Below are 25,761 nucleotides of genomic sequence, written 5' to 3' on the forward strand. Positions count from 1 at the left end.
GTCCGTGCCTGCCACAAGCGCGGCGCCATGGCCATCGGCGGGATGGCGGCAGCCGTGCCCAACCGCAAGGACGAAGCAGCCAACACCAACGCCTTCGAAAAGGTCCGCGCCGACAAGACCCGCGAGGCCAACGACGGCTTCGACGGCTCCTGGGTGGCCCACCCGGACCTGGTGCCGGTGTGCCGCGAAGTGTTCGACAGCATCCTCGGCGAGCGCCCCAATCAGCTCGGGAAGCTCCGCGAGGACGTGATCCCCGATGACCGCGCCCTGATCAACGTAGCCGCCACTGAGGGCACCATCACCGAACAGGGCATCCGGAACAACATCGAGGTCGGCATCCGCTATATCGAGTCCTGGCTGCGGGGGAACGGCGCGGTGGCCATCCACAACCTCATGGAAGACGCCGCCACCGCCGAGATCTCCCGCTCCCAGCTGTGGCAGTGGATGTACGCGTCCGCCATCACCGACCACGGCGAAATCATCACCCACCGCTGGATCGAGGAACTCCTCGACGAAGAGTTCGCACGCCTGGAACGCTTCGACGGCGACCGCTTCGAAGACGCCCGCGACATCTTCGAAGAAGTCACCCTGGCCCAGGACTTCCCGTCCTTCCTGACGCTCCCCGCCTACGCGAGGTACCTGACGGAGGCCCGTGAAAAGGCCACGGTTGAGGAGCTGGCCGCGGCCTGACCGATTTCCGTTCGCCGGGCTGGCATGCCCTTCGCAACAGGCACCCCGAGATCCGGGGGCCGGCCCGGCGACGGAACACCCCATATGTAAGCGCGCACGGCCAGCCCACACCGTGTGCCCCCGGACGCTCTCTCACTTTTTTCAAGAAAGTGAGAGAGCGTTGCTGCATTTGTTGCAGGATCTGAGAGCGTTTCGAAAGTCTGGGCAGGGGAAGAACGACGACGGCGGGACCCGTCAGCGGCCCTTGGGCACCAGCCGCACGGCGAGGGTGGTGCAGAGGAAGAACGTCAGCACGGACGCCAGGACTACCAGCAGCGCCGGGGTCCACGAACCTGCGGCGTCGTGCACGAACCCCACGAGCGGCGGAGCCACCGCCGCGAAGCAGTAGCCCACGCCCTGGACGATGGCGGACATCCGGCCCGCTGACGCCTGATCGCGGGCCAGCTTGATGATGGCGATAAAAATCAGCGTGATCCCCCCGCCTTGGGCAATCCCGCCGCACACGGACCAGAGCCACCACAGCCCCGGCGCGAGCAGCAGCCCGGCCGGCACGGCCGTCCACAGGACGCCCAAGGTGAGGGCCGCCGTCGTCGTGCTGGAGTATTTTGCCGCGAACGGTACGCCAAGGGCGCCCACAATGGCGAGGATCTGGAAGATGGACGATCCGGCGCCGGCCGCGGAGGCTGACATGCTGAGTTCATCGCTGAGGTAGCTCGGGAGCCACGCGGTCACGGCGTAATAGGAGAAGGCCTGTCCCGCGAATCCGGCGGTCAGTCCTGCGGTGATCCAGCCGGAGCCCCTGACGGCGGGCCGCGCGTGGCCGCCCGGCGCTTCAACACCTGTGGGGACAAAGGCGCTGCGGGCGCCGACGGCGGCAGTCCAGAAGGCGATCGCCGCCACTGCCAGGATCCCTACTGCAGCGAGCGCCGCCCGCCACCCGGCCAGCTCGGCCAGCGGCGCGGTGACTACGGAGGTCAGGAATGAGCCAATGTTCAGCGCCGCCGTGTACACACCCATTGCCGTCCCTTGCCGCAGCGGCGAAAAGTCCCGCCGGATAATCAGCGGAACCGCAATATTTCCCACCGTGATGGCAAGACCGATCAGCACAGTGCCGGCAACAACAAGGGCAGGCCCTCCTGCAGAGCGGACCACCACGCCGGCAAGCACGCCGAGGATGGTGAGCGTCACAGCGAACTCAGCCCCGAACCTGCGCGCAGCCAGCGACGCCACCGGCGCGAACAGGGAGAAGCAGAGTACCGGGATGCTGGTCAGGAGCCCCAGCACCACCGGTGAAAAGCCCAGCTCTGCCTGCATGACGTCCACAACCGGGGCGACCGCCACAAACGGACCCCGCAGATTGAGCGCCAGGAGGCCGATGCAGGCAAGCAGGATCCAGCCGTTCGGAACACGGGCCAGGAGCCGGCCGTTCACTGGGCAGCTACTGGCATTAAAAATGATTTCATCACTTCCATTGCTATCACGCCGCGCGGCCCCCGGACGTCCGCCGCGGGAAGCGCCAAAGCTACGATAAGCCCAGACCCTCGAGCACCAAGCTCTGACTACGTGACGAAGGAAACAGACATGCAGCACCGGCTTGCCATCCTCGACGACTACCAGGGTGTTGCCCACGGCTTCGCCGACTGGGCCGCCCTCGAACAGGACGGGGTGTCCGTCACCGTCTTTCGGGAACCCTTCACCAGTGACGATGCCCTGGTGGCGGCCCTCGCGGACGTCGGGATCGTCATCGCCATGCGGGAGCGGACGCCCTTTCCCCGTTCGGTCCTTGAAAGGCTGCCCGCGCTCAAGCAACTGGTCACTACGGGCATGGCGAACGCGTCCATCGACGTCGGTGCCGCGGCGGAATTGGGCATCACCGTGTGCGGGACCGCCGGCTCCCCCGCCGCAGCACCGGAAATGACTTGGGCCCTGCTGCTGGCGGCCGCCCGGCACATCCCCGCCGAAGAAAACTCGCTGCGCGCCGGCACGTGGCAAACCACTGTGGGGTTCGAGCTGGCCGGCAAGACGCTCGGCATCGTGGGGCTGGGCAAGATTGGCCGCAGGATCGCCACCTATGGCCAGGCTTTTGGGATGGAAGTGCTCGCCTGGAGCCAAAACCTCACCGCCGAAAGTGCCTCCGAGGCTGGTGTCCAGCTCGTCAGCAAGGAGGACCTGTTCCGAAATTCCGACGTCGCGACGCTCCACCTGCGGCTGTCTCCCCGTTCCGAGGGAATAGTGGGTGAACCCGAACTGCGGCTCCTTGGCCCTGAAGGCATCCTGGTGAACACCGCCCGGGGGCCACTAGTGGACCAGGACGCGCTGGTACGCGCGCTGGCCGGGGGCTGGATCCGCGGCGCCGCCCTGGATGTCTTCGACGAAGAACCCCTGCCCGCGGGCCACCCCCTCCTGTCGGCCCCCAACACGGTGCTCTCCCCGCACCTGGGCTACGTGACAGCGGAAAGCTACCGGCAGTTCTATGGCGGTGCGTTCGAGGACGTAAGGGCGTGGCTTGCCGGCTCACCAGTGCGGGTGCTCACCCCGTAGTAATTCGCTAGCCAGCTGCCTGGAGTGTCGCTTCGATTGATGCAGGGGACAGCACAAACTGCGTGACCAGCTGGCTGGCACCGAGGATGGCGGCCTGGTCTCCGGCCACCGTCAGCGCTATCCCCAGGTGCGAGGTCGCCAGCGGCAGGGACCGCCGGTACACCACTTCGCGGACGCCTGCCATCAGGTGTTCGCCCGCCTGGCCCAGGCTGCCGCCGATGACAATGACGGAGGGGTTGAGCAGGTTCACCACGGTGGCCAGCACGTCGCCCACGTCCCGTCCGGCCTGGCGCAGGGCCTGGACGGCCTGCACATTTCCGCCGGCCACGAGCCGCAGGACGTCGCTGCCTTTCGATGCCGGCACTCCTTGGCGCGTGAGTTCCGCGGCGATGGCCGGCCCGGAAGCGAGCGCTTCCAGGCAACCGTAGTTCCCGCACCGGCAGAGAACGTCGTCGCCGCGCGGGACCCGGACGTGGCCCAGGTCGCCCGCTGTGCCGTTCGCGCCACGCTGCAGCTCGCCGCTGCTGATGATCCCGGAGCCGATGCCGGTGGCTACCTTGATGAACAGGAAATTCTCGTGATCGGGCCAGTGCGCTGCCCGCTCGCCCAAGGCCATGATGTTGACGTCGTTGTCCACCAGTACCGGCACGGGCAGCGACCGCTGAACGTAACGGACGACGTCGAACCCGTCCCAGCCAGGCATGATGGGCGGCTTGACGGGCCTTCCGGTGGCATGTTCCACCGGACCCGGGAGTCCGATGCCCACGCCGGCAACATCGCCCACGTCCCGGCCGGCCTGCTTCAGCAGGGCCAGTCCTTCCTGTACTACCCTGCCGAGCACGGGTTCGGGCCCTTCGGCAACGTCCTGCGCGAGGCGCCGCTCCGCCAGGATTCGTCCGCTGAGGTCCGTGACGGCAACAATCACGTGGGTGGCCCCGACGTCGACGGCCAGGACGGCGCGTGCGGCGGGGTTGAAGGCAAAGCGCGACGGCGGCCTGCCGCCACTGGAGTTCGCCTCCCCCGCTGCCCCCACCAGGCCGGACGCGATCAGGGCGTCGATGCGTGCAGCCACGGTGGAACGGGCAAGGCCCGTGGTCAGGGCCAACTCGGCCCGGGTTCGTGCCTTGCCGTCCCGCAAGAGCTGAAAGAGGTCACCGGCGCGCGCCAGATTGCCGCCGCCGTCAGGGCTGGCCGGCGCAGTTCCGGGCATGAGACTCATGGTTCATGAATAACACACCCTCTTCTGCGTGTCACGCTGAGAAAAGGTTGACGCCTAACATTCAACTTTTGCTTGACCCTCGTCAAAAGTAGTTCTAGCTTTAGGGGAAAGCGTCTCGAGGTCAGGAGAACCCATGAACTATTCAATCCAGCTATACACCCTGCGCAATGCGATGCAGGAGGATCTGCCCGGCACGATCCGCAAAGTAGCGGAGATCGGCTTCACCCAGGTGGAGCCCTATAACTTTGTTGCCACCGCCAAGGAACTCGGGGCTGCGCTGACGAAAAACGGCCTCACCGCACCGTCCGGACACGCACCGCTGCTCAGCCAGGACCAGGAGCAGATCTTCGCCGCCGCCAGGGAACTGGCTATCACCACCGTGATCGACCCGTTCATCGCGGCCGACCGCTGGCAATCCACGGAGGACATCCAGGCCACGGCCGCCCGACTCAACGCCGCCGCCAAGAAGGGCGCCGAATACGGGATCCGCGTGGGCTACCACAATCACGCCTGGGAATTGGAGTCCACCATCGAGGGACGCACTGCCCTGGAGTACTTCGCAGATCTTCTGGACCCCGAGGTTGTCCTCGAGGTGGACACCTACTGGGTGGCCGTAGGCGGACAGGACCCCGTGGACATCCTCACCAAACTCGGTGACCGGGTAAAGCTCATCCACATCAAGGACGGCCCGCTGAACACCGACACCAAAGCCCAGTTGCCTGCGGGCAAGGGCAAGGTGGCTGTCCTCGACGTCGTCGCGGCCGCCAAGTCCCTCGAAGTCGGCGTGGTGGAGTTCGACGACTACTCCGGGGACATTTTCGAAGGCATCGCCGAAAGCCTCGCGTACCTTAAGGCAGCCGAAGGCGCCAAGGCATGAGCGGCGCAGCAGGCACGGACGCAGAAGCCACGGGCCGGGGTCCGGTGGGCGTTGCCGTCATCGGCGCGGGCAACATCTCCAAGGCCTACCTGGACAACCTCACGATCTTCCCGGACCTCAAGGTCCACGTCATCGCCGACCTCTTCGAGGAGGCCGCCGAAGCCCGCGCCAAGGAATACGGCATCGCCCAGTGGGGCGGCGTGGACGCGGCCCTGAACCATCCCGACGTCGAGATTATCGTGAACCTGACTATCCCCGCGGCCCACGTGGAGGTGGCCACGGCGGCTGTCAACGCCGGCAAGCACGTCTGGACCGAGAAGCCCTTCTCCCTGGACCGCGAATCCGGGCTGGGCCTGCTTAAGACCGCCGACGCCGCCGGCATTCGTCTGGGCTGCGCGCCGGACACGTTCCTGGGCGCTGGCCTGCAGACGGCCCGCCGGATCATCGAACGGGGCGACATCGGCGTCCCGCTTACCGCCATGACCACGTTCCAGACCCCTGGCCCGGAGTCGTGGCACCCCAATCCGGCGTTCCTCTTCCAGCACGGCGCCGGCCCGCTCTTCGACATGGGCCCCTACTACCTCACCGCCCTGGTCCAGACCTTCGGCTCCATCCGGAAGGTCGCCGCCGTCGGGTCCAAGGCCAAGGACGTCCGCGTCATCGGCTCCGGACCCAAGGCCGGTGAGGAATTTACCGTCGAGGTACCTACGCACGTGTCCGCGATGGCCCAGTTCGAGTCAGGCGCCTCCTCCCACAGCGTCTTCTCGTTCGAATCGCCGCGCGCCCGGATGGGCTTCGTGGAGATCACCGGAACCGAGGCCACCCTCAGCCTGCCGGACCCCAACAATTTCGACGGCGACCTCAAGCTCTCGCGGGCCGGCGACGAGGATTGGACCACCATTCCGGCCACCGGGCCTGCCAACGGCCGCGGCATGGGCGTCCTGGACATGGCTAGGTCCATCCGGGCCGGCGTGCCGCACCGCGCCACGGGAAACCTGGCCTACCACGTCCTGGACAGCATGGTCTCGATCTCCGAATCCATGGAAACCGGCACGTTCGTGGACGTCGCCAGTTCCGCCCCCGCTTCCCCGGCCCTCCCCGAGGACTGGGCCCCCGAAACCGCCACTCTCCAGGACGCATGATCATGACCCCAGCAACGAACAACCAGCGCCCGCTCGGGGTTGCCATGATTGGCTATGCCTTTATGGGCAAGGCCCACTCAAATGCGTGGCGGAATGTGGCCAGCTTCTTTGATGTGCCGGCCTTTGAGCAGAAGCTCCTGGTGGGCCGGGACGCCGCCGGCGTCCGCGAAGCCGCCGCAAAGTACGGCTGGGCGGAGACTGCCACGGACTGGCGAACCGTCCTGGACCGCGACGACATCCACATCGTGGATATCTGCGCGCCGGGGTGGATGCACGCCGAAATCGCTACCGCCGCCCTCGCAGCGGGCAAGCATGTGCTCCTGGAAAAGCCGCTGGCCAACACCCTGGCCGAGGCCGAAGCCATGACCCAGGCCGCCCAGGCGGCAAGGGCGAAGGGCGTGCAGTCGATGGTGGGGTTCAACTACCGCCGTGTCCCGGCCCTGGCCCTGGCCCGGGAACTCATCGCCGAAGGCCGCGTCGGGGCCGTCCGGCACGTCCGCGCAGCCTATCTGCAGGACTGGCTCGCGGACGAAACAGCGCCCATGACCTGGCGCCTGACCAAGGAAACCGCCGGGTCCGGGGCCCTGGGCGACATCGCCTCACACGCGATCGACCAGGTCCTGTTCCTCCTCGAGGACAAGGTCACCGAGGTCTCCGGCCGCACGCACACGTTCACCACCCGCCGCCCCGGCACTTCGGGCCTGGAGGACGTGACGGTCGACGACGCCGCCTGGGCCACCCTGTCCCTCGCCTCCGGCGCGATCGCCTCAGTGGAAGCCTCCCGGGTAGCCACCGGCCGGAAGAACTCCCTGCAACTGGAAATCTACGGCGATCAGGGCTCCATCCTCTTCGACCTGGAAAACCTGAACGAACTCCGCTTCCTGGACGCCACCGCACCGGCGCGCGAACAGGGCTACCGCCGGATCCTGGTCAGCGAACCCGACCACCCGTATCTGGACGCGTGGTGGCCGCAGGGCCACATCATCGGTTGGGAGCACACGTTCACGCACGAGATCCGCGACTTCCTCCTCGCGGTGGACGGCGGGACCCCACCCACGCCGTCGTTCGAAGACGGCTTGGAAGTCCAGCGGATCCTGAACGCCATCGAGGAATCCGCCGCCGCAAAAAGCACCACGATTTACCTCGACACCAGCACCCCCGTCGCCGTCCCTGAAGGAGCCTGACATGCCCCGCCCCTACACACTGTTCACCGGCCAGTGGGCCGACCTCCCCTTCGAGGAAGTCGCCAAGCTCGCTTCCGGCTGGGGATACGACGGCCTGGAAATCGCCGTGTCCGGGGACCACCTGGATGCCTGGCGCTGGGACGAACCCGGCTACGTCGAGTCCAAACTCGCCGTGCTGGAGAAGTACAACCTCAAGGTCTGGGCCATCTCCAACCACCTCAAGGGCCAGGCCGTCTGCGATGACCCCATCGACTTCCGTCACGAAGCCATCGTGGGATCCAAGGTCTGGGGCGACGGCGACCCCGAAGGTGTCCGCCAACGCGCCGCCGAGGAAATGAAGCACACCGCCCGGCTCGCGAAGGCACTGGGCGTGGATACCGTCGTCGGCTTTACCGGCTCATCCATCTGGCAGTATGTGGCCATGTTCCCGCCCGTCCCGGAAAAGGTTATCGACGCCGGCTACCAGGACTTCGCGGACCGTTGGAACCCCATCCTGGACGTCTTTGACGAATGCGGCGTCCGTTTCGCGCACGAAGTCCACCCCTCCGAAATCGCTTACGACTACTGGACCACCGTCCGCACCCTCGAAGCGATCGGCCACCGGCCCGCGTTCGGCCTGAACTGGGACCCCTCCCACATGATGTGGCAGGGCATCGACCCCGTCTCGTTCATCTGGGACTTCAAGGACCGGATCTACCACGTGGACTGCAAGGACACTAAGCTCCGCCCCACGGGCCGTAACACCGTCATGGGCTCCCACCTGGCCTGGGGCGACCCGCGCCGAGGCTGGGACTTCGTCTCTGCCGGCCGGGGCGACGTCCCCTGGGAAGCCTCCTTCCGCGCCCTCACCGCCATCGGCTACACCGGGCCCATCTCCGTTGAATGGGAAGACGCCGGCATGGACCGCCTCCACGGCGCCCCCGAAGCCCTCGCCGCACTGAAGAAATTCGACTTCCCGGCGTCGAGCACCTCCTTCGATGCGGCCTTCAAACAGTAGGCAAATAGAATCCCTGCATGAGCCCCACCATTCGAAAAGCAACAGCGGACGACGCCGGCAGGCTCGCCGCGCTGGCGGCCGTCACCTTCCCGCTGGCGTGCCCGCCGTCGTCGTCCCCGGAGGACATAGCCACACACGTGGCCAACACACTGAGCGAAAGCCACTTCCAGGCGTACCTCACCGACCCTGACGTCACCGTGCTGGTGATCGACGACGACGGGTCCCTCCGCGGCTACAGCCTGCTGGTGAACGGACAGGCCCAGGATCCGGATGTGGTGGCAGCCTTGACGCTGGCACCGTCGGTGGAGTTGAGCAAGTGCTACGTCCACCCGGAGCACCACGGACTCGGCGCCGCGGCGGAACTGATGCACGCCAGCCTTCAGGCTGCCGCGGCGGCAGGCGGGGCAGGGGTATGGCTTGGCGTCAACAGCCAGAACGCACGTGCAATCCGTTTCTACGAGAAATCGGGCTTCCGGAAGGTCGGCTCCAAGTCATTCAGGCTGGGGACCACGGTGGAACACGACTTTGTGCTGGAACGCGCCGTCCCATAGAAGCGGAGGATCGGCAGTGTCCAGCGTTGTGGGCCTCGGAAGCTACCACTATAGGGGCAGAGTCGGGGCGGTGCGGCAGGATGCCGCACCGCCCTATCTATCGTGTGATGGTGGTCAGAGGCGTTCGATGCCCTCGCCGCGCAGGCGGTTGCGGGTGTCGAAGACCGGCACGCCGCTCGCCTCGAGAACCTCGTAGTCGACGTCGTCGTGGTCAGTGATGAGCACGACGACGTCGTATGCGTGGAAATCGACCGCCGCGGCGGCGACCCTCTCGACCGTGCGAGGCCAGTGATGCTCCTCGACGTGCGAGTCGACGGCATGCACGACTGAGGACTGGTCCTGCAGCAGCTCGATGAGCGGAAGCGCCGGGGACTCGCGGATGTCGCCGGTGTTCTTCTTGTAGGCGAGCCCGAGGAGGAGAACGCGAGCGCCGTTGAGCGCGCTGCCCTCTTCGTTCAGGCGGCGGCTCACACGCTGGAGCACGTACTCGGGCATGTGGTCGTTCACGTCGTTGGCGAGCTCCACGAACCGGAAGCTCTTACCCAGCTTGCGACGCACCTGCCACGACAGGTAGCTCGGGTCGACCGGCAGGCAGTGGCCACCGACCCCCGGACCGGGCGTGAACTTCATGAAGCCGAACGGCTTGGTCGCAGCGGCGTCGATCGACTCCCACACGTTTACACCCAGGGCGTGAGCGAAGACCGCGAGCTCGTTGACGAGCGCGATGTTCACGTGACGGAAGGTGTTTTCGAGGAGCTTGGCCATCTCGGCCTCCTTCGGAGAACTCACCGGCACGATCGTGTCGACGATCGCGGAGTAGAACTCCGACACCTTCGCCAGCGACTCCTCGTCGATGCCCGAGACGATCTTCGGGGTCTCCTGCAGGCCCCAGGTCGGGTTGCCCGGGTCGATCCGTTCCGGGCTGTAGCCGGCGAAGAAGTCCACGCCCGCGGTCAGGCCGGAGCCCTCCTCGAGCAGCGGGATGAGCAGCTCCTGCGTGGTGCCCGGATAAGTCGTGGACTCGAGGACCACGAGCGCTCCGCGTGTCAGCTGCGGCGCGAGAGATACCGCGGCGCTCTCGATGAACGAGAGATCCGGGAGCGTCTCGCGAAGCGGCGTCGGCACCGAGATCACGGCGACATCGAAGCCGGCGGCGTCCGCGTAGTCGGATGACACGCGGTAGCGCCCGGAGTCGAGGGCAGCGCGCAGCACGTCATCGGAGATGTCATCGACGTGCGAGCTTCCGGCTCCGAGGCTGTCGATGCGGCGCGGATCGAGGTCGAGCCCCACGACATCATGACCGATGGCGACCGACCGCATCGCGACCGGCAGGCCGACGTACCCCTGCCCGATGACGACGACTTTCTTTGCCTCTCGGCGGTTCTCCTCAGTCATCTTTCTTCCCCTTTATCGTTTGAACCAGATTCCCTTCACCGGCGAGCCGGAGGTCAATGCCTGCGCGAGGCTGCGCGCGTGTAGTCCCCGTTCGCGGTACGCGGCGAGTATGCGGGTCGCGAGGGCGCTTCGGTCCACCGCCGGTGGCGAATCGCTGCGCCCGCCGTCGGCGATTCCCGCATATGAATCGTGTGACAGCAGGATCGCCCCGGGTTCGGCGCCGCGGAGCGCGCGGGCGACTCGCTGTTCCGTCGTCGCCTCGCGAGAGTCCCATGCCGTGGGCCCCCAGAGCACGGGTTCGAGGCCTGTCGCCTTGATCGCCCGGAAGCTGGTGAGAGACTGCAGTCCATACGGCGGGCGGTACCACCGCACCGCTGCGCCGGAGATGTCCTCGAGCTCGGCCTTCGCCGACGCGGTCCGGTCGCGGACTTCGCGGTAGCCGAGGCGCGAGATCGGCCGGTGGTCGGGCCCGTGCAACGCCACTTCATGCCCGCCGGCGAGGATCTCGGAGATCAGCGACCGATGCTCGCGAGCCCTCGTCATCAGCACGAAGAAGGTCGCCGACGCGGATTCATCGCGGAGAACCTCGAGAACGCGCTCGGTCTCGACAGGATCCGGGCCGTCATCGTAGGTGAGCACGAACTCGGGAAGGCTCGTCCGCACGCGCACGATCGACCCGAGGGGGCCGCCATGGCTGCGAAGCCATCTCCGTGCGCCTGCCGGAACGAATCGGCTCATGCCGGCGTACCCGGCCGGGAATACGCCGAGTACGCCTGACCGACGCTCGCCGAGATCATTCCCGCTCCTCGGTATGCGAGCCGCAGGCCCTTGGCATCGTGGCGGATCGACCGGGTCGCACGCCCGAACAGGTGCCGCGCGTACCCTGCGACGACGCGAGCGGCTCCGCCCGCGATCCCCTTGGCCCGGATCAGCAGACGGCGTGCGGGTCTCGATTCCAACCGCAGCTGCACGAGGACCGATACGTTGCCGTGGCTGAACGACCTCTTCAGCGCCCAGGGTCGAGTCTGACGTTCGGGCTCGACGGTGTCTTCTGCGACGGACTCGTTGCACCACACGAGGCGCGCGCCCGTCTTCTTCAAACCCATGCTGAACAGGGTGTCGGAGCCGCCGCCCAGCCCGATCCGCTGGTCGAAGCGCACTCCGCTGCTGCGGACCTGGTTCAGGTCCAGGAGCAGATTTCCGGTCGCTGCGACGCCGATCTCGGTGCCGGTCGGGCGTTGCGGGCGACGGAAGAGACCGCTCTCGAGCACCCAAGGGTCGGCGTCGGGGTCGAAGAGCGACACCACGCGACCCATCACGGCGGCCGGCCGACCGGAGTTCGACCATGTGACCAGAAGCGACGAGATCCAGCCTTCGAGCGGAACCTCGTCGTCGTCGATGAACGACAGGAGGTCGACATCGGCCGATTCGTCGAGAGCGCGATTGCGAACCGCGGGGATGCCGGGTGTCGCCTCGGCTACATAGCGGGTGGCAACGCCGGCGTATTCGTCTGCGACGACTGATCGAGCCGACTCGGCAGGATCGTTGTCGATGACGAGGATCGACACGGCCCCCGCCTGTCGGGCGTCGATGAGCGGCGCGAGCTGCTCTCCCACGAGCTGCAAGGTCTGGACCAGACGCTCGGGGCGCTTGAAAGTCGGAATGGCGACGACGAGTGATACATCGTCACTCTTCCGCGGTTGCGCCGTGCGGTCGTGTGCTGCCTGCATGTGGTTCTCCCTCGGAGCCGACGCGCGTGAATCAGTTGTGTACGGTGAACCGGACGGACGGTAATCGTCGATCGACGGCACACAGAATCACGTGACCGCAGGGCGCATGTGTCGCTGCTGCCGCGGGTGCGCCAGAAATCACTGACATCCCCAAACTCCTTCCAGCCATGCCGTCCCCACGGTCATGACTGTGGATCAGCTTACACATTTCCTCTGCCGTCGCCACCCGTCGATGCCTGTCGGGCGCGAATGACCGTCGCCGGACTCCCTGCGGCGATGCTGAAGTCGGCGAACAGCTAGTCCCCTGGCCGGGCGCCCAGTCGATCATCGAGGGGTGGACGGGGTTCCTTCAGCAGCTTCAGCCCTGGTGGAAGGCCTTCGATGCTGCCCTCGCGTCCGTGCGCGCTGATGGTCACCCGGGAATGTCCCAGCAGGACGTTCTCGGCCCGGAAGTCTCCGATGTCCTCCGGGAGGATCGGGGCCAGATGGACCACGTTGCGCGTGAAGTCGGGGTCGAAGCGCAGCAGTATCCGGGCCAGCTGGATGGGTGTCGCCGCCGCCCAGGCCTGCGGGGAGCAGGCTGTGGGATACGGCACCGGGCCGTGGAACTCGGACCGGTCGAAGCCGCAGAACAGTTCGGGCAGTTGCCCGTCGAAATGTTCTGCCGCGTCCAGGATCCCACTGGCGATCCGTTTGGCTTCGTCAACGAAGCCGTACCGCATCATGCCAGTGGCCACGAGGGCCGTATCATGGGGCCAGACTGAGCCGTTGTGATAGCTCACCGGGTTGTAAGCACCCATGTCGGTAGCCAGTGTCCGAATCCCCCAGCCCGTGAACATTTTGGGCGACATCAGATGGTCCACCACCGACGGCGCTTTATCCTCATCCACTATGCCCACCCATAAGCAATGGCCCATGTTCGATGTGCATGCGTCGACCGGGTTCTTGTCCTTGTCCAGCGCAACGGCGAAATATCCCCGGTCCGGCAGCCAGAACTTCTCGTTGAACGCTTCCTTCAATGCGGCTGCACGCTCTGCCCAGTGCTGCTCCAGGGCGCTGTCCCCGTCTGAGCGCGCCAGCAGGGACCGGGCAACATATGCGGAATAGACGTAGGCCTGGACCTCGCACAAGGCAATCGGAGGCTCCGCCATTTGTCCGTCGGCGAAGTTGATCCCGTCCCAGGAGTCCTTCCAGCCCTGGTTGACGAGGCCATGGGTGTTGGGCCTCAAGTACTCCACAAAGCCGTCGCCGTCGAGGTCCCCGTACTGTTCAATCCATTCAAGTGCGCGGTCCGCATGGGGGATCAGCGAATCGATGATGTCATCCGACAGTCCCCAGCGGCTCAGCTCCCCCAGCAGGCTGACAAAGAGTGGTGTGGCATCCGCGGTGCCGTAGTAGGCGGTTCCACCCAGTGACAGGCCGGCAGTGACGCCCAACCTCACTTCGTGCGGAATGCGGCCCGGCTGCTCCTCCGAATCGGTATCGACTTTGGTTCCCTGGATGGTTGCCAGGGTCTGCAGGGTTCCGGCCGCCAGAGTGGGGTCCACCAGGAGGGACATGTATGAAGACAGCAGCGAATCCCGCCCGAACAGGGCCATGAACCACGGCGCACCTGCCGCTACGGCTGCACGTTCCGGGTGTTCGGCGTCGAAAATGCGCAACGACCCCAGATCACTTTGGCTGCGGCGCAGAGTTTCCTCAACGTTGCCATTCGCCACGTCGATGCGCGGTACGTTCTCCTCCCACGCCAAGTGCCGCTGGACACCCGTGCGGTGGCGGGGCAAGCCGCCTTCAGTGAAGGGCTCGCTGGGAGCCACACCGTTGATCAGCGGCACCACGATGACGCTCGTGGACCACTTGCCGCGCGCGGGAATGGTGGCCCGGAACCGCAGCATGCCGTCTGAGATCACAGCCCCGGCCGCGCGGATCGCTGTGCCGCGGCGCTGTCCGTTGCGGACCGCCTCGATCACCAGCTCACTGCCCTTCACGTTCCGGGTCATGGTGGCGTCCTTGGTGGACCGTCCGCCCTTGACGTCGAAAAGATCCGCTTGGTCTGCGTCCACCAGGAGTTCGATGTCGCAGTCGACCGGTTCCGCGGAATAGTTCTCAAGGGTGATGTCGTCCTGGAGGCCGGGCCCGATGTGCCTTTCCTGCCGCACCACGAGCGGACTGTCGTACCGGCCGTCGGGCCACTTGGCACGGCCCACGAAGGTAGCTTCGTAAGCGTCGGGCCGCTGCGCCACCAAAGGCTCCCGCAGCGCACCGTTGATGCGGAGGATCCACCGGGACACCACACGCGTGTCCTGGTAGAACGCACCGTTTGTTCCGCCGTCGGGGCTGATATCGCCGCTATGGGAAGAAATGCAAAAGGACGATCCCTCCACCACCGTTACGGTGTCGGCACCACCTACGTCCGCCTCCGTGTCCGCATTCCATGCAGTCATGGACGCACTCCTCCCTTAAGGCCTCAGCGTTGGTAATGGGCTCGTTTCCTGCGCCCGAATCATGGATGACCGTATTCGATTCTGGTGCATTTGGGTGCCTTCGGGAACCCCCGCGGCCTGAGGCTCTTCGAGCAGTTTTGCGTAGAGGTCCAGATGGTTGGCCACCATCCTTTCAGTGCTAAAGAGCTGCAGCGCCCGCTCCCTGCAATGCGACCTGTCCAGCGATGCGGCGAGGGGAATGAAGCGGTGCAATTCCTCGGTCCGCCCCAGGTAGCCGGTCTTTCCGTGGTCCACGATCTCAGGCGCGGATCCGACCTGTGTTCCCACCACGGGGGTTCCAGTCGAAAGGGACTCGATCATCACCAGCCCGAAGGGCTCGGACCATTGGATGGGATTCAGGAATGCTATCGCTTCACCCATAAGCCGATACTTCTCAGCGTCCCCGAGCTCGCCAAGGAACTCCTCGTTCGAGCCCAAAAGCGGCTCGATGACTGAACGGAAATACCCGATCTCGTCAGGCTCATGCATCTTGGCTGCGATGCGAAGGGGGATGCCTGCCTTGCGTGCGATGTGGATTGCTTCAAGCAAGCCCTTGTCCGGGCATACCCTGCCTACAAAGCAGACGTAGCCGCCTTTCCCCGACCCGGCCGGGACTCCAGCGACGTCCATTCCATGATGAATGACCCGGGTCACCGGTACATCAGGGACATGGGAGGTCTGGTCCCGTGAGATTCCAATGATGGCCGTATCCAGAGCCATGGCCCGGTACAAATCAGCCGACGCCGGGATCAGCGGGCCGTGAATGGTGGTCACCACGGGGACCCCGGCGGGCCTACGGCCTACCAGCGGCCCGGCCAAGGTGTGGTCATGGATGATGTCCACGCCGTCCATGCCGTCATACGCCCGGATGACATGGCTGAGTTCGGAGAGTGTAGAGCCGAGTCCACCCCGCTCAGAAGGCCTCATGCCTGGTACCAAAGGCGCCGGACAAGTACTGTCCGCCGCCGCGGCCAGCAGGACGTCGTGCCCCGCCGCGATGAATCCCCGGGCCAAGGAGTCGACAACGCGTTCTATGCCCCCGTAGCCAACGGGGGGAATGGGAATCCAGGGTGCCGCAATAAGTCCTATTCGCATGCTGTGGCCTCCGCGAGGATGGCAGGCCAGGTCCCCCCGCACCGGCAACTGTGTGTTTTCCGAAAGGCTTCTGCTTAACCTGTTGTTCCGACTATCGCCCCGCAGGCCTGCACATTTCAAGACCTGGGTGTGACAAATCCGACAGCGCCTGCGGGGAATGGCCGCCGGACGGGCACGGTTGTGGCAAGCATGAAGATTGAGATCTGGTCAGACGTTGCGTGCCCGTGGTGCTACATCGGCAAACGCCGATTCGAGGCCGCCCTGGCAGACTTCCCACACCGCGATGCCGTGGAGGTGAAGTGGCGCAGCTACCAGCTGGATCCCACGCTTCCGGAACACTATGACGGCACGGAACTGGACTACCTGAGCACGCGCAAGGGCCTGGCCCCGCAGCAGGTGTCCCAGATGTTCGAACACGTTGCCACCCAGGCCAAAGGCGAAGGCCTGGACTATCGCTTCGACAAGGTAGTGGTGGCCAACAGCTTCACCGCCCACCGCCTGATCCACCTTGCGGCTGCGCACGGAAAACAGGATGCGGCCAAGGAGCGGCTCCTCAGCGACCACTTCGAGCATGGCAAGGACATCGGCAGCCAGGAATACCTCTCGGCCTTGGGCCAGGACCTGGGCCTGGACTCCACCGAGGTGGCTGAACTGTTTTCCACCGACAAGTACGCCGACGACGTCCGCTTCGACTTCGAGGAAGCGCGTGCCCTTGGCATCACGGGTGTCCCGTTCTTCGTCATTGACCGCAAGTTCGGCCTCTCGGGCGCCCAGCCGTCCGAAACGTTCACCGCGGCATTGAACCAGGCCTGGCAGGAGACCCACCCGCTGGTGCTCGTCAATGCTGCCGACGGCGAAGCCTGCGGACCGGACGGCTGCGCGGTCTGATATGCGCGGTCTGATCTAGCTGCAGGTCAGTACGGCGTACGCGCGTTTTACTGACACATCGCGGTAAAGTGTCTGCATGCCCAGGATTTCGGCGGCCAGCAATGCCGCGCAACGCGCAGAGACCCAGCGCCGTGTCCTCACGGCATTCGGCGAGCTGCTGTTTACCCACGGCCTGCCCGGCCTGACCATGACGGACGTTGCCCGACACGCCGGCGTGGGCCGGACGGCTGTCTACAACTACTACGCCGACATCGAAGAACTCCTCATCTCCTACGCCCTGGACGAGACCGAACGGTTCCTTACCGAACTCAGGGAGTCACTGAACAGGCTGGACAACCCGGTGGAGCGGCTGGCACTGTACGTGCGTGCACAGGTGGAGGACCTCAGCCGCCGCCATCTCCCCCCGGGACCGGCGATGGCTGCGGTGTTGTCGCCGTCGTCCTTCGCCAAACTGGCGGACCATGTGGGCGAGCTCAGCGTCCTGCTCCAGGGCATCCTGCGCGACGGTATGGAGCAGGGTTACCTGCCGGTCGCAGACATCGCACAGCAGGCGCAACTGATCCACGGAACGCTCTCGTCCAGCGCGGCACGGGGAAGTGACGAGCCCGCGGAACTTGAGGCGCGCATTGCCCGCACGGTGCGGTTCATCCAGCTCGGCGCCGGGGCAAGGTTCGACGACGCCGGCAGGCCGGTGCGCGTCAGGCCGCTTCCTGCGGTGGCCAGCTGAGCCTGTCCCCACAATGCCGCTGCACCCGCTCAGGGCGTGGCGCCGGCCGTCGGGATGACTGGCCATTTGTCGTCGTCCGCGATCCGCCTGCTTTCCCGCGGACAGCTAAGCCGGCCAGGGGTCTGGTCTACGAGCTCGGGCGCTGCGAGGGCCTCATAGTCCCCGGCCAGGATCACGTCCACGCTGGCGTCCGTCCGCCCGTCCTGGAAGTAGTCCGAGCCCGGCAGGTTGCGCTGGACACTGAACGCAGCGGACTGCCCGGCCGCCCCTGACACCACGGCGGCCACTCCGCGGTACCCGGCGTCAGTATTGGCCACGGCACCCACTATGAACTTCCGGGCAAGGAATTCGTCCGCGACGGTTCTGGCCAGGCCAGGCCGGCTGGTGGAGTTGTAGACGTTGAGGTTGATCTGGTCGTTGGGCGTGTAGTCGAAAGTAGCCGAAGGACAGACTGTGGCCGGTTCGTCGCTGGCCTCCGTCGTCGGAAACCTGATCTGCCCGTTGACGATGGCCAGGGCGATGATGATCGCGGCGACGATCATCCCCAACAGCAGCACCAGCACCACCCCATGCACTACGCGGCGGCGCAACCGGACGGGGTCCTCGGGTTCGCCCGCCGCTTCGAACGTGGCCCGCAGCTCGGGGCCGGTAACTACGTGGTGGCCGTGCAGGACGCTGGCGTCCTTTGGTTTCCTAGCCATCGATGACCAGCACGCGGGCGTGGATTGCAGTGCGCTGGTGCAGGGCCGTACGGACCGCGCGGTGCAGTCCATCCTCCAAGTATAACGTCCCCTTGTACTGCACCACGTGGGGGAAAAGGTCGCCGAAGAACGTGGAGTCCTCGGCCAGGAGAGCCTCCAGGTCCAGCGTCCGCTTGGTGGTCACCAGCTCGTCGAGGCGCACCGGACGCGGCGGGAGCGAGGCCCATTCCTTGGGCGTGTTGAAACCATGGTCGGGGTAAGGGCGTCCCTCGCCCACAGCTTTGAATATCACCATGCCACCCTAGGCACCTTGGCAGCCCAAGAGAAGTGCCTTGCCCGCGCCATTCCAAGGTTGTAGCCAAACAGTGACCATGTGTCACATGCGGGGCACTTCGGCGGCCGTCGCGGGCCCGGCCGGACCGCCTGACACAATGGAGGCATGACTGCGACTGAATTCCCTGCCGGCTCCACGCCCGGCGCACGCCTGCCGTCCGCGCCGCCCCTGGCCCTCCTGCTCGACGTCGACGGTCCGGTAGCCAGCCCCGTGACCCGGAACGTGCAGCCCGGGATCATTGCCGACCTCGTTGCGCTGGCCGCCGCAGGAATTCCAGTCATCTTCAACACCGGCCGCTCCGACGCCTTCATCCGGGAACAGGTCATGAACCCCATGATCGCCGCCGGAATACCCTCCGGGACCATCATCCACGCCGTTTGCGAGAAGGGCGCCGTCTGGTTCAGCTACACCGCGGCCGGCCCGGGCCCTATCCATGTTGACCATGAGCTGGCGGTTCCCGGGGCCTACGGCGACGACGTCCGCCGGCTGGTGGCCGAGGACTATTCCGCGCATATGTTCTTCGACGAGACCAAGCGTGCCATGGTCTCCGTGGAGCAGCACATCGAGGTGGACAGCGCTGACTACCTCGCCGAACAAAAGCTCTTTGACGCCGACGCCATGGACCTGATGTCCCGCCACGGCCTGGGCGTGGTACGGCTGGACCACCACGCACCGAATTCCGACGACGAGGTGGACTACCGCGTGGACCCCACCATTATCTCCACGGACATTGAATCGGTGCGGCTGGGCAAGGACCTGGGGGCCAGCCGCGCGGTGGAACTCCTCGCAGCCCAAGGCATTACGCCGCAGGCCTGGCGGACGGTGGGGGACTCCCGCACCGACTACGCCATGGCAGACTGGCTGCACCACAACGATCACGCGGTCATGCACGTGGACGTCCGCCCCGCGGACGGCGTTCCGCAGAAGCCTTACACCGTCCTGACGGCAGCGGACCTGGGCCTTACGGACGACGTCATCCACGACGACGCCGGCGGAGCTTTCCTGCGCAGTTGGCGCGAGGCGCTCGCGGGCTGAGGCGCCGGGACTGATAGGGCTTCCGGTGCCGGGACTTGTCCGGCCCGAAACCTGCCGTTTCAATGGCAGGGCTATTATGCAAGTAAGAACGCTTACCACTTAGCTGCGGAGAAAACCATTACAGAAACACCGGTTCAGGATGAAATCTACTACGGCGGCCAGGCGTCCGTAGAAACAGGTGCCCATCCGGAGGTGACATCGCCTGCCGCTGAAGCGCGCCTCAAGCACCGTCCCGACGTCGTCCGCCACAAGGGCAGGTATGCCCTCATCAACCACAACCGGACGCCGTACCAGGCGATGGTGGAGGACCTGCTGTTCCTGCGCAATGTACTCGCTGGAGCCGGGCTGGACTACCTCCTGGTCCGCGGCAACAGCGACCGTCCAGTCATTGCGCTGGATTGGAAGGACCGGAAAAAGCTGCGGGCCGCCCTCGTGGAGGCCTGCCGCAACGAACCGGTCTATTCCATGACCGTGGACGCGAAAAAGAAATCCTCGGTGCTGGTGGCCGACGGCGAGCTCTCCCCCAACCGCCAGGCCCGGATCTTCCGCCTGTACCGTCCGCGTGTCGAACCGGACGGCGGCTTCGAGTTCGGGTCCTCCGCGGGGGTCCAGATTGAGCTGTGGAGCTTCGGGGGCGACCAGCTGATCCTGCCCATCGAGAATTCCCTGACACGCCGTACCATGCTGACCCAGGACGCCGTCCGTGGAACGGTGGAACGGTACGGGCACACCTGGCCGACGATCGAGAACATGTTCGCTGACCACGCCAGCGACATCAGCTTCGACATCGACCTGGTGTTCTCCTGGGTGGACGGCAGCTCCCCCGAATACATCGCTGCACGCCGTGCCCAGCAGCAGGGCGTTGTTCTCGGCGAAGGCGATGACCATGAGGCCCGCTTCCGGCAAATCAACGAACTCAAGTACGCCCTGCGCTCGATCTACATGTTCGCGCCCTGGATCCGCCGCATCTTCATCGCCACGGACTCCCCCGCGCCCGAGTGGCTCGCCGAGCACCCGTCGGTGACCATTGTCCGCAGCGAAGAGTTCTTCTCCGACCCCTCGGTCCTGCCCACGCACAACTCGCAGGCCGTGGAATGCCAGCTCCACAACATCGACGGGCTCTCAGAGCACTTCCTGTACTCCAATGACGACATGTTCTTCGGCCGCCCGGTCGGTCCGGACATGTTCTTCACTCCCGGCGGCATCACCAAATTCATTGAAGCCGAAACGCGGATCGGACTCGGCGAGAACGCCGCCGAACGCAGCGGGTTCGAAAACGCCGCACGCGTGAACCGGAAGCTGCTGTGGAACCGCTTCGGACGGATCACCACGCGCCACCTTGAGCACACGGCTGCCCCGCTGCGTCGCAGCGTGGTGGCCCGTATGGAGCGGGAGTTCCCGGAGGAGTTCCGCAAGACGGCGGCCAGCAGGTTCCGCGCCGCGGACAACATTTCGGTGACCAATTCCTTCTACCACTACTACGCCTTGCTCACGGGCCGGGCGGTCACCCAGACGGCAGCCAGGGTGCGCTACGTGGACACCACCATGCGGGCCGGGTTGAACTACCTGCCCAAGCTGCTGGCCAAGCGCAATATGGACTTCTTCTGCCTGAATGACGGCAGTTTCCCGGAAGTCCCAGCCGACGAGCGAGCGGACCTGGTGACCGATTTCCTGGAGAAGTACTACCCCATCAAGGCGCCCTGGGAGATCTGAGGCCGCCCGTGGCCCAGGCCTGCGGCTCCCGCTAGCTCCTGGATCCGAGTCCGACCTTGAGGGTTCCGGCGGTCTTTGCTTTCTCGGGGATGCGGACTCCCGCGGCGGCCAGTCGCGCTGCCGTCATTTCAGGCGCAACGTACTCGCCCACAGTGGGCGTGCTGCCCAGCGGGACCACCGAGTGGACAATGGTGTGCTCGTAGACGTGGACCAGGTTGAACGCCTGGCCGCCGTCCCGGCCCCGTGTTCCGCCGACCGCCACGTTGAGATCCTGGGTATAGCAGGTCGCCGAAGCTACCGAGACGGGGATTCCGGCGAAGCTTGCAGTGGTTGAGTAATGCAAATGCCCGGCGAGAATGGTGCGGACGTCGGAGTTTCGGACCACTGCCTCCAGGCTCGCTTGGTCGCGCAGTTCCACCAGCACTGAGAGATCCAGGACGGACGGGACCGGCGGGTGGTGGAGCGCCAGGATGGTGCCGTCCGGGGCGGGGGTGTCCAACTGGCTGGCCAGCCAGTCCAGCTGGGATTCGCTCAGCTCCCCGTGGTGGTATCCCGGCACGGACGTATCCATGGTGATCACGCGCAGGCCATTGATGAAGTAGCTGTGGTCCACGGGGGCGTCGTTCGCTGGCTGGTCCAACAGCCCCGCCCGGAAGTTGGCACGGTTGTCGTGGTTTCCCATGGCCCAGATGACCTTGGCGCCCATGTCTTCGCAGGCAGGATCAACGATTGCACGCAATTTTGCGTAGGCGTCAGGGTCGCCCTTGTCCGCGAGGTCACCTGTGAAGATGACGGCCTCCGGCCGTGCCCCGGATGCCCGGACCTCGTCGAAAAGCTGGATGAGCTTGGCTTCGCTGTCTACTGCGCCATATAGGGGGTCTGGACCTCCCATCAGGTGGGGGTCGCTCAGGTGGAGTAGGAAGTGGCGTGGCCGGGGGTGCTCGGCCTCGATGTGCTCCATTGCTGCCTTTGTGGTCGGTGGGAAACGGCGTTTCCCTTCTACCCATCAGTAATCTTTATCCAACCAGACATTCGGCAAATTTTGGGTAAATTGCCGAGGCCATCTTGGAAAAAGATCAAAGAATTACGTTCCGTAATGCCCGCTCGGGTCTTCTTGAACATTAGAGGCCACCAATGCCGATTCAATCGCGTCAATAATTTCTGCGGAGTCCGGTTCGACGGTCGGTGCGAAGCGTGCCACTACCTCGCCGTCGCGGTTCACCAGGAACTTCTCGAAGTTCCATTTCACCAGTCCGGGCAGCACGCTGGTCTTGAATTTTGTCAGTTCCGCATACAGCGGATGCTGGTCCTTGCCCCGGACGTTGGCCTTGGCCGTGAGCGGGAAGGTCACACCGAAGTTCCGCTCGCAGAACTCGGCGATCTCGCCGTCGGTGCCTGGTTCTTGGCCGGCGAACTGGTTGCACGGGACTCCGAGGATCTCGAAGCCGCGGTTCCGAAACTTCTCGTAGACGGTCTCAAGTCCGGCGTATTGGGGCGTGAAACCGCAATGTGACGCCACGTTCACCACCAGGACCACGTCTCCCTTGAACCGGCCAAAGTGGGTCTCGGTACCGTCGTTGAGTGTGAGGGGAATGGTGTGGAGGGAAGTCACAGCGCCGTCCTTGAAGGGTTGGTCATGCGGGTGATTCGTTGCCAACCATCAAGGGTACGGGTGGAATCTGGGAGTTCTCTGGGTCTCTACGGCGCAGGCTCCGTCACCGTGGGCGTTGGAGCCGTGGCCGTAGATGCAGTTGGCGTTATCTTCGGCGACGTTGGCTCAGTTGGGGTGGGTGCCTCAGCCGAGGATTCGATCGACGTTGGCTCGGCCGGGGTTGCCGTGGCTTTCAGCGTTGGCCAGGACGGACTCGGGGTCGAGGAGGTGGGCGTCGGGGACGAAGGAACGGTCGCCGCAGGGGTGGTTCCTGTGGGCACCGGCGTCGGTGATGTCCCCGTGGGAGCGGGCGACGAGGTGCCCGTCGTCGTTGGCGTGGGCGAGGCGCTGCTGGTGCCGGACGGGGAGGACGACGTCGGCGAGGTTGGCACGGACGGTGAGGGAGCCGCCGTCGTGGTTGGCGTAGCCGTGGCTGTGTTTGTCGGCGTCGCCGTGGGCGACCCTGACGGTGCCGGCGTCGATGTTGGCGCCGCAGTGGCTGTGTTTGCAGTTCCCGGTGTGGACCCTGCCGCGGGTTCCGGTTCCGGCGCCTCAGCCAGTTCCTGTTCACCGTTGAGGACGGTGTGGGAGTGGTCCGCGGCGACCGGGATGGCCCAGCGCTGACCCTCCGAAGCACTCGATGCCTTGCCGTCGTAACTGACCATCGCGATGTCCTCCAGCGCGTCCACCTGGCGGGTGGGCAGCAGCGTCCAGTTCAGGGGGCTGGTGTGCTTGCCGCGAAGGATTGTTTCGAAATGCAGGTGGCAGCCCGTGGACCATCCAGTAGTACCCACCCGCGCAATGACCTGGCCCACCTGGACGGAGTCCCCTGCCCGGACCGCGATCGCCTCCAAGTGGTTGTACGTGGTGATCAGCCCGTTGCCGTGATCGATCTCCACCCGGTTGCCGCCGCCCCACGGATGCCAGCCCGCGGCGCGGACAACACCGGCGTCGGCCGCATAGACCCTGGTGCCGCAGCCTGCCGCATAGTCCTGGCCGAGGTGGAAGTCCCCTGCCGCTCCAGAGAGGGGGCTGATCCGGTAGCCAAAGGGCGAACTCGGCCTGAGGACTTCAAGGGGCGCCATCAGGGACCCCTCCGGAGGTCGTTTGAGCCCGGCGGAGGCAACGTTGAGCTCGGCGCGTCCATCCTTGGCGACAGTAGTGATAATCGTCCGGCTGAACGGGACCAGGGCCCTGCTGTCCGTGAGGAAACCGCCTCCGAGTCCGGGAAGGCTGACACTGCCGGCCGGTGAGGCCGGCTTCCCCGCTTGGAGAGGGGCGCCGGGAAATCCCAAGGCAAAAAAGGACACGGCAACAACAACACTCGCGGCCATTGCGCGAACCGCCACAGCGCAGGGGCCCGCAGACTCCTTGTCGCGGCCGGATCCCCAATGATTGCCCACTCGTTGACTCCCGGGTTGGCCCGTCAGACCCCAGATCTCCGAACGGGCTTACCCCATCATGGGACCACAAAGCCCGGAGCCTGTGAACCCCGGCACAGCACACTGCGGAATTTTTGTGGATATGCGCGTGCATCCGCTGCCCGCCGGGCTGTGAGTAAGAATGGTGATATGCGCAATCTCCTCAGGGAATGGCAGGGGGAACTCAAACGCGTGTTCACCGGCAGCCCTGACGTACTGCCCGCCTGGGTTCCGCGGTTGGCGGAGGGAAACGACGCCGGCTATCACCTGCCCGGCTCGGCTGTCTGGGCGGTGCATGGCTCCATGACACCCATCGTTGCCGGCATCCGCGCGCTCCTGATGCAGGCTCTGCACCCGGCCGCGTTGGCGGGAATCCTCGAGCACTCCGACTTCCGCGAAGATCCGTTGCGCCGGCTGGCCCGTACCATCCGGTGGATTTTCACCGTCACCTACGGCTCAAGGGCTGCCGCAGACGAAGCCACCGCCCGTGTCCGCCAACTGCACGAGCCTGTCCACGGAAACTACATGGACGGGCGCGGCACGGAGCGATGTTACTCAGCGAATGATCCGGAGGCTGCCCGCTGGGTCCACCTGGCCTTCGTCGATGCCTTCCTCACAGCCCACAAGATGTGGGGCGGCGAAATCCCGGGCGGCCCGGATGCCTACGTGCGCGAGTGGGCCCAGGCCGGGCGGCTGATGGGGGTTGAGGATCCACCGCTCACGGAAGCCGACATGCACCGGCAGCTGGACCGTTGGTATGAAAGCGGGGAGTTGCTGTCTGACAACAGGGTCGCCGAGACTGTTGAATTCATTCGCCACCCGCCCCTGCACCCGCTCCTGCGCCCGGGCTATCAAGTGGTGTTTGCCGGAGCCGTCTACAGCCTCGACCCCAGGTACCGGCAGATGCTGGGGCTCCGGACGGCGCGGCTGGGCCCGTTCCCCCTTCCAGTCAAGCTGGCAATCGGGGTGACTCTCGGCGTCGTGCATCTGGCCTTGGGGCTCGGGCCGGGGCCCAGCGAGCAGGCGGCCCGGCAGCGGCTCCGAAGGCTGGGCCACACCCCCGGCTGACGGGGCAAGCCTGGTGGTCCCAACGCGCATGGGGCCAAGTGACTGCAGTTCTCGGGAATGCAAAAACCCGGTACTGACATGGTCAGTACCGGGTTTTTGACTGGCGGAGAATGGGGGATTTGAACCCCCGAGGGCGTTAACCCAACACGCGTTCCAGGCGTGCGCCATAGGCCGCTAGGCGAATTCTCCAGCTGCTTCTGAATCAAAAGCAGACACTAGACTACCTGAACTTTTCAGCAACGCCCAATTGGCCTCAGGGTGGGTGCCCGTTAACGTCAAAATGGACGCCCCCAATGCGTCCATTCCTCCGGAACACCGT

The 25,761-nt window shown here is 65.5% G+C and carries 23 protein-coding genes, 1 tRNA gene and 1 pseudogene; 12 read left to right on the forward strand and 13 right to left on the reverse strand.

Annotation, left to right across the window (positions count from 1 at the left end):
• Positions 1-690, forward strand: a pseudogene (locus V9L18_RS09580) (malate synthase A); the annotation flags it as partial.
• Positions 691-924: 234 nt separating this feature from the next.
• Here the strand turns inward: V9L18_RS09580 and V9L18_RS09585 are convergent.
• Positions 925-2,121 (reverse strand): MFS transporter, encoded by a 1,197-nt coding sequence (locus tag V9L18_RS09585; RefSeq protein WP_337346937.1) that lies wholly within the window; start codon positions 2,119-2,121, stop codon positions 925-927.
• A 150-nt stretch (positions 2,122-2,271) separates the two neighbouring features.
• Between V9L18_RS09585 and V9L18_RS09590 the strand changes: the two genes are divergently transcribed.
• The gene (locus V9L18_RS09590) at positions 2,272-3,231 is read left to right on the forward strand and encodes a D-2-hydroxyacid dehydrogenase family protein (RefSeq protein ID WP_337346938.1); all 960 of its coding nucleotides are present in this window, start codon (positions 2,272-2,274) and stop codon (positions 3,229-3,231) included.
• Between the two features lie 7 nt (positions 3,232-3,238).
• On the opposite strand, the gene V9L18_RS09595 is transcribed toward V9L18_RS09590, so the two are convergent.
• Positions 3,239-4,450, reverse strand: coding sequence for an ROK family transcriptional regulator (locus V9L18_RS09595; protein WP_337346939.1), 1,212 nt, complete (start codon positions 4,448-4,450; stop codon positions 3,239-3,241).
• 133 nt (positions 4,451-4,583) lie between these two features.
• Between V9L18_RS09595 and V9L18_RS09600 the strand changes: the two genes are divergently transcribed.
• The 5 genes from V9L18_RS09600 to V9L18_RS09620 are packed head-to-tail and all read left to right on the forward strand — an operon-like array spanning position 4,584 to position 9,201.
• Positions 4,584-5,327 carry a sugar phosphate isomerase/epimerase family protein gene (locus V9L18_RS09600; RefSeq protein ID WP_337346940.1) on the forward strand — a complete coding sequence of 248 codons (744 nt, stop codon included), beginning with the start codon at positions 4,584-4,586 and terminating at the stop codon, positions 5,325-5,327.
• Complete coding sequence (locus tag V9L18_RS09605; RefSeq protein WP_337346941.1) at positions 5,324-6,469, forward strand: Gfo/Idh/MocA family protein; 1,146 nt, start codon at positions 5,324-5,326, stop codon at positions 6,467-6,469. Before V9L18_RS09600 ends, V9L18_RS09605 begins: the two co-directional genes overlap by 4 nt.
• Positions 6,466-7,653 carry a Gfo/Idh/MocA family protein gene (locus V9L18_RS09610; protein WP_337346942.1) on the forward strand — a complete coding sequence of 396 codons (1,188 nt, stop codon included), beginning with the start codon at positions 6,466-6,468 and terminating at the stop codon, positions 7,651-7,653. Before V9L18_RS09605 ends, V9L18_RS09610 begins: the two co-directional genes overlap by 4 nt.
• A 1-nt stretch (position 7,654) precedes the next feature.
• A complete protein-coding gene (locus tag V9L18_RS09615; RefSeq protein WP_337346943.1) occupies positions 7,655-8,650 on the forward strand; it encodes a sugar phosphate isomerase/epimerase family protein in 996 nt (331 codons plus the stop codon).
• Positions 8,651-8,667: 17 nt separating this feature from the next.
• Complete coding sequence (locus tag V9L18_RS09620; RefSeq protein WP_337346944.1) at positions 8,668-9,201, forward strand: GNAT family N-acetyltransferase; 534 nt, start codon at positions 8,668-8,670, stop codon at positions 9,199-9,201.
• A gap of 114 nt (positions 9,202-9,315) precedes the next feature.
• Here the strand turns inward: V9L18_RS09620 and V9L18_RS09625 are convergent, their stop codons facing one another.
• The 5 genes from V9L18_RS09625 to V9L18_RS09645 form a co-directional block, all read right to left on the reverse strand.
• Entirely contained in the window at positions 9,316-10,596 is a 1,281-nt protein-coding gene (locus V9L18_RS09625; protein ID WP_337346945.1) for a nucleotide sugar dehydrogenase, read from the reverse strand.
• Between the two features lie 12 nt (positions 10,597-10,608).
• Positions 10,609-11,334: a polysaccharide deacetylase family protein gene (locus tag V9L18_RS09630; RefSeq protein ID WP_337346946.1), complete on the reverse strand. Its 726-nt coding sequence runs from the start codon at positions 11,332-11,334 to the stop codon at positions 10,609-10,611.
• Positions 11,331-12,326, reverse strand: coding sequence for a glycosyltransferase family 2 protein (locus V9L18_RS09635; RefSeq protein WP_337346947.1), 996 nt, complete (start codon positions 12,324-12,326; stop codon positions 11,331-11,333). Before V9L18_RS09635 ends, V9L18_RS09630 begins: the two co-directional genes overlap by 4 nt.
• Positions 12,327-12,622: 296 nt before the next feature.
• Entirely contained in the window at positions 12,623-14,770 is a 2,148-nt protein-coding gene (locus tag V9L18_RS09640; protein WP_337346948.1) for an amylo-alpha-1,6-glucosidase, read from the reverse strand.
• 15 nt (positions 14,771-14,785) lie between these two features.
• Positions 14,786-15,904: a glycosyltransferase family 4 protein gene (locus tag V9L18_RS09645; protein ID WP_337346949.1), complete on the reverse strand. Its 1,119-nt coding sequence runs from the start codon at positions 15,902-15,904 to the stop codon at positions 14,786-14,788.
• Between the two features lie 189 nt (positions 15,905-16,093).
• On the opposite strand from V9L18_RS09645, the gene V9L18_RS09650 reads away from it, so the two are divergent.
• Complete coding sequence (locus tag V9L18_RS09650) at positions 16,094-16,792, forward strand: DsbA family oxidoreductase (protein WP_337346950.1); 699 nt, start codon at positions 16,094-16,096, stop codon at positions 16,790-16,792.
• Positions 16,793-16,868: 76 nt separating this feature from the next.
• Positions 16,869-17,519, forward strand: a complete 651-nt coding sequence (locus V9L18_RS09655) for a TetR/AcrR family transcriptional regulator (protein WP_337346951.1) — start codon at positions 16,869-16,871, stop codon at positions 17,517-17,519.
• A 29-nt stretch (positions 17,520-17,548) separates the two neighbouring features.
• Here the strand turns inward: V9L18_RS09655 and V9L18_RS09660 are convergent, their stop codons facing one another.
• Positions 17,549-18,220, reverse strand: a complete 672-nt coding sequence (locus V9L18_RS09660; RefSeq protein WP_337346952.1) for a LytR C-terminal domain-containing protein — start codon at positions 18,218-18,220, stop codon at positions 17,549-17,551.
• A complete protein-coding gene (locus tag V9L18_RS09665) occupies positions 18,213-18,512 on the reverse strand; it encodes a type II toxin-antitoxin system VapB family antitoxin (RefSeq protein WP_337347119.1) in 300 nt (99 codons plus the stop codon). Before V9L18_RS09665 ends, V9L18_RS09660 begins: the two co-directional genes overlap by 8 nt.
• 147 nt (positions 18,513-18,659) lie before the next feature.
• Here V9L18_RS09665 and V9L18_RS09670 point away from each other — a divergent pair, with 147 nt between their 5' ends.
• The gene (locus V9L18_RS09670; RefSeq protein WP_337346953.1) at positions 18,660-19,589 is read left to right on the forward strand and encodes a hypothetical protein; all 930 of its coding nucleotides are present in this window, start codon (positions 18,660-18,662) and stop codon (positions 19,587-19,589) included.
• Positions 19,590-19,886: 297 nt separating this feature from the next.
• The gene (locus V9L18_RS09675) at positions 19,887-21,302 is read left to right on the forward strand and encodes a stealth family protein (protein WP_443197944.1); all 1,416 of its coding nucleotides are present in this window, start codon (positions 19,887-19,889) and stop codon (positions 21,300-21,302) included.
• Positions 21,303-21,333: 31 nt separating this feature from the next.
• Here V9L18_RS09675 and V9L18_RS09680 read toward each other — a convergent pair whose 3' ends face one another.
• From V9L18_RS09680 to V9L18_RS09690, 3 genes are all read right to left on the reverse strand, one after another.
• Complete coding sequence (locus V9L18_RS09680; protein WP_337346955.1) at positions 21,334-22,263, reverse strand: phosphodiesterase; 930 nt, start codon at positions 22,261-22,263, stop codon at positions 21,334-21,336.
• A 123-nt stretch (positions 22,264-22,386) separates the two neighbouring features.
• Positions 22,387-22,914: a glutathione peroxidase gene (locus tag V9L18_RS09685; protein WP_337346956.1), complete on the reverse strand. Its 528-nt coding sequence runs from the start codon at positions 22,912-22,914 to the stop codon at positions 22,387-22,389.
• Between the two features lie 86 nt (positions 22,915-23,000).
• Entirely contained in the window at positions 23,001-24,287 is a 1,287-nt protein-coding gene (locus V9L18_RS09690; RefSeq protein WP_337346957.1) for a M23 family metallopeptidase, read from the reverse strand.
• Positions 24,288-24,524: 237 nt separating this feature from the next.
• On the opposite strand from V9L18_RS09690, the gene V9L18_RS09695 reads away from it, so the two are divergent.
• The gene (locus V9L18_RS09695; protein WP_337346958.1) at positions 24,525-25,442 is read left to right on the forward strand and encodes an oxygenase MpaB family protein; all 918 of its coding nucleotides are present in this window, start codon (positions 24,525-24,527) and stop codon (positions 25,440-25,442) included.
• Positions 25,443-25,543: 101 nt separating this feature from the next.
• On the opposite strand, the gene V9L18_RS09700 is transcribed toward V9L18_RS09695, so the two are convergent.
• Positions 25,544-25,631: transfer RNA gene (locus tag V9L18_RS09700), tRNA-Ser, on the reverse strand.
• Positions 25,632-25,761: the final 130 nt, after the last annotated feature.

The organism is Pseudarthrobacter sp. CCNWLW217 (genome assembly GCF_037203985.1).
Taxonomy (GTDB): Bacteria; Actinomycetota; Actinomycetes; order Actinomycetales; family Micrococcaceae; genus Arthrobacter.

Bases quoted from the DNA above. Each gene is read 5' to 3' on its own strand.
- V9L18_RS09590 (WP_337346938.1), top strand. From the start codon at position 2,272: ATGCAGCACCGGCTTGCCATCCTCGACGACTACCAGGGTGTTGCCCAC.
- V9L18_RS09595 (WP_337346939.1), bottom strand. From the start codon at position 4,450: ATGAGTCTCATGCCCGGAACTGCGCCGGCCAGCCCTGACGGCGGCGGC.
- V9L18_RS09600 (WP_337346940.1), top strand. From the start codon at position 4,584: ATGAACTATTCAATCCAGCTATACACCCTGCGCAATGCGATGCAGGAG.
- V9L18_RS09605 (WP_337346941.1), top strand. From the start codon at position 5,324: ATGAGCGGCGCAGCAGGCACGGACGCAGAAGCCACGGGCCGGGGTCCG.
- V9L18_RS09610 (WP_337346942.1), top strand. From the start codon at position 6,466: ATGATCATGACCCCAGCAACGAACAACCAGCGCCCGCTCGGGGTTGCC.
- V9L18_RS09615 (WP_337346943.1), top strand. From the start codon at position 7,655: ATGCCCCGCCCCTACACACTGTTCACCGGCCAGTGGGCCGACCTCCCC.
- V9L18_RS09620 (WP_337346944.1), top strand. From the start codon at position 8,668: ATGAGCCCCACCATTCGAAAAGCAACAGCGGACGACGCCGGCAGGCTC.
- V9L18_RS09625 (WP_337346945.1), bottom strand. From the start codon at position 10,596: ATGACTGAGGAGAACCGCCGAGAGGCAAAGAAAGTCGTCGTCATCGGG.
- V9L18_RS09630 (WP_337346946.1), bottom strand. From the start codon at position 11,334: ATGAGCCGATTCGTTCCGGCAGGCGCACGGAGATGGCTTCGCAGCCAT.
- V9L18_RS09635 (WP_337346947.1), bottom strand. From the start codon at position 12,326: ATGCAGGCAGCACACGACCGCACGGCGCAACCGCGGAAGAGTGACGAT.
- V9L18_RS09640 (WP_337346948.1), bottom strand. From the start codon at position 14,770: ATGACTGCATGGAATGCGGACACGGAGGCGGACGTAGGTGGTGCCGAC.
- V9L18_RS09645 (WP_337346949.1), bottom strand. From the start codon at position 15,904: ATGCGAATAGGACTTATTGCGGCACCCTGGATTCCCATTCCCCCCGTT.
- V9L18_RS09650 (WP_337346950.1), top strand. From the start codon at position 16,094: ATGAAGATTGAGATCTGGTCAGACGTTGCGTGCCCGTGGTGCTACATC.
- V9L18_RS09655 (WP_337346951.1), top strand. From the start codon at position 16,869: ATGCCCAGGATTTCGGCGGCCAGCAATGCCGCGCAACGCGCAGAGACC.
- V9L18_RS09660 (WP_337346952.1), bottom strand. From the start codon at position 18,220: ATGGCTAGGAAACCAAAGGACGCCAGCGTCCTGCACGGCCACCACGTA.
- V9L18_RS09670 (WP_337346953.1), top strand. From the start codon at position 18,660: ATGACTGCGACTGAATTCCCTGCCGGCTCCACGCCCGGCGCACGCCTG.
- V9L18_RS09675 (WP_443197944.1), top strand. From the start codon at position 19,887: ATGGTGGAGGACCTGCTGTTCCTGCGCAATGTACTCGCTGGAGCCGGG.
- V9L18_RS09680 (WP_337346955.1), bottom strand. From the start codon at position 22,263: ATGGAGCACATCGAGGCCGAGCACCCCCGGCCACGCCACTTCCTACTC.
- V9L18_RS09690 (WP_337346957.1), bottom strand. From the start codon at position 24,287: ATGGCCGCGAGTGTTGTTGTTGCCGTGTCCTTTTTTGCCTTGGGATTT.
- V9L18_RS09695 (WP_337346958.1), top strand. From the start codon at position 24,525: ATGCGCAATCTCCTCAGGGAATGGCAGGGGGAACTCAAACGCGTGTTC.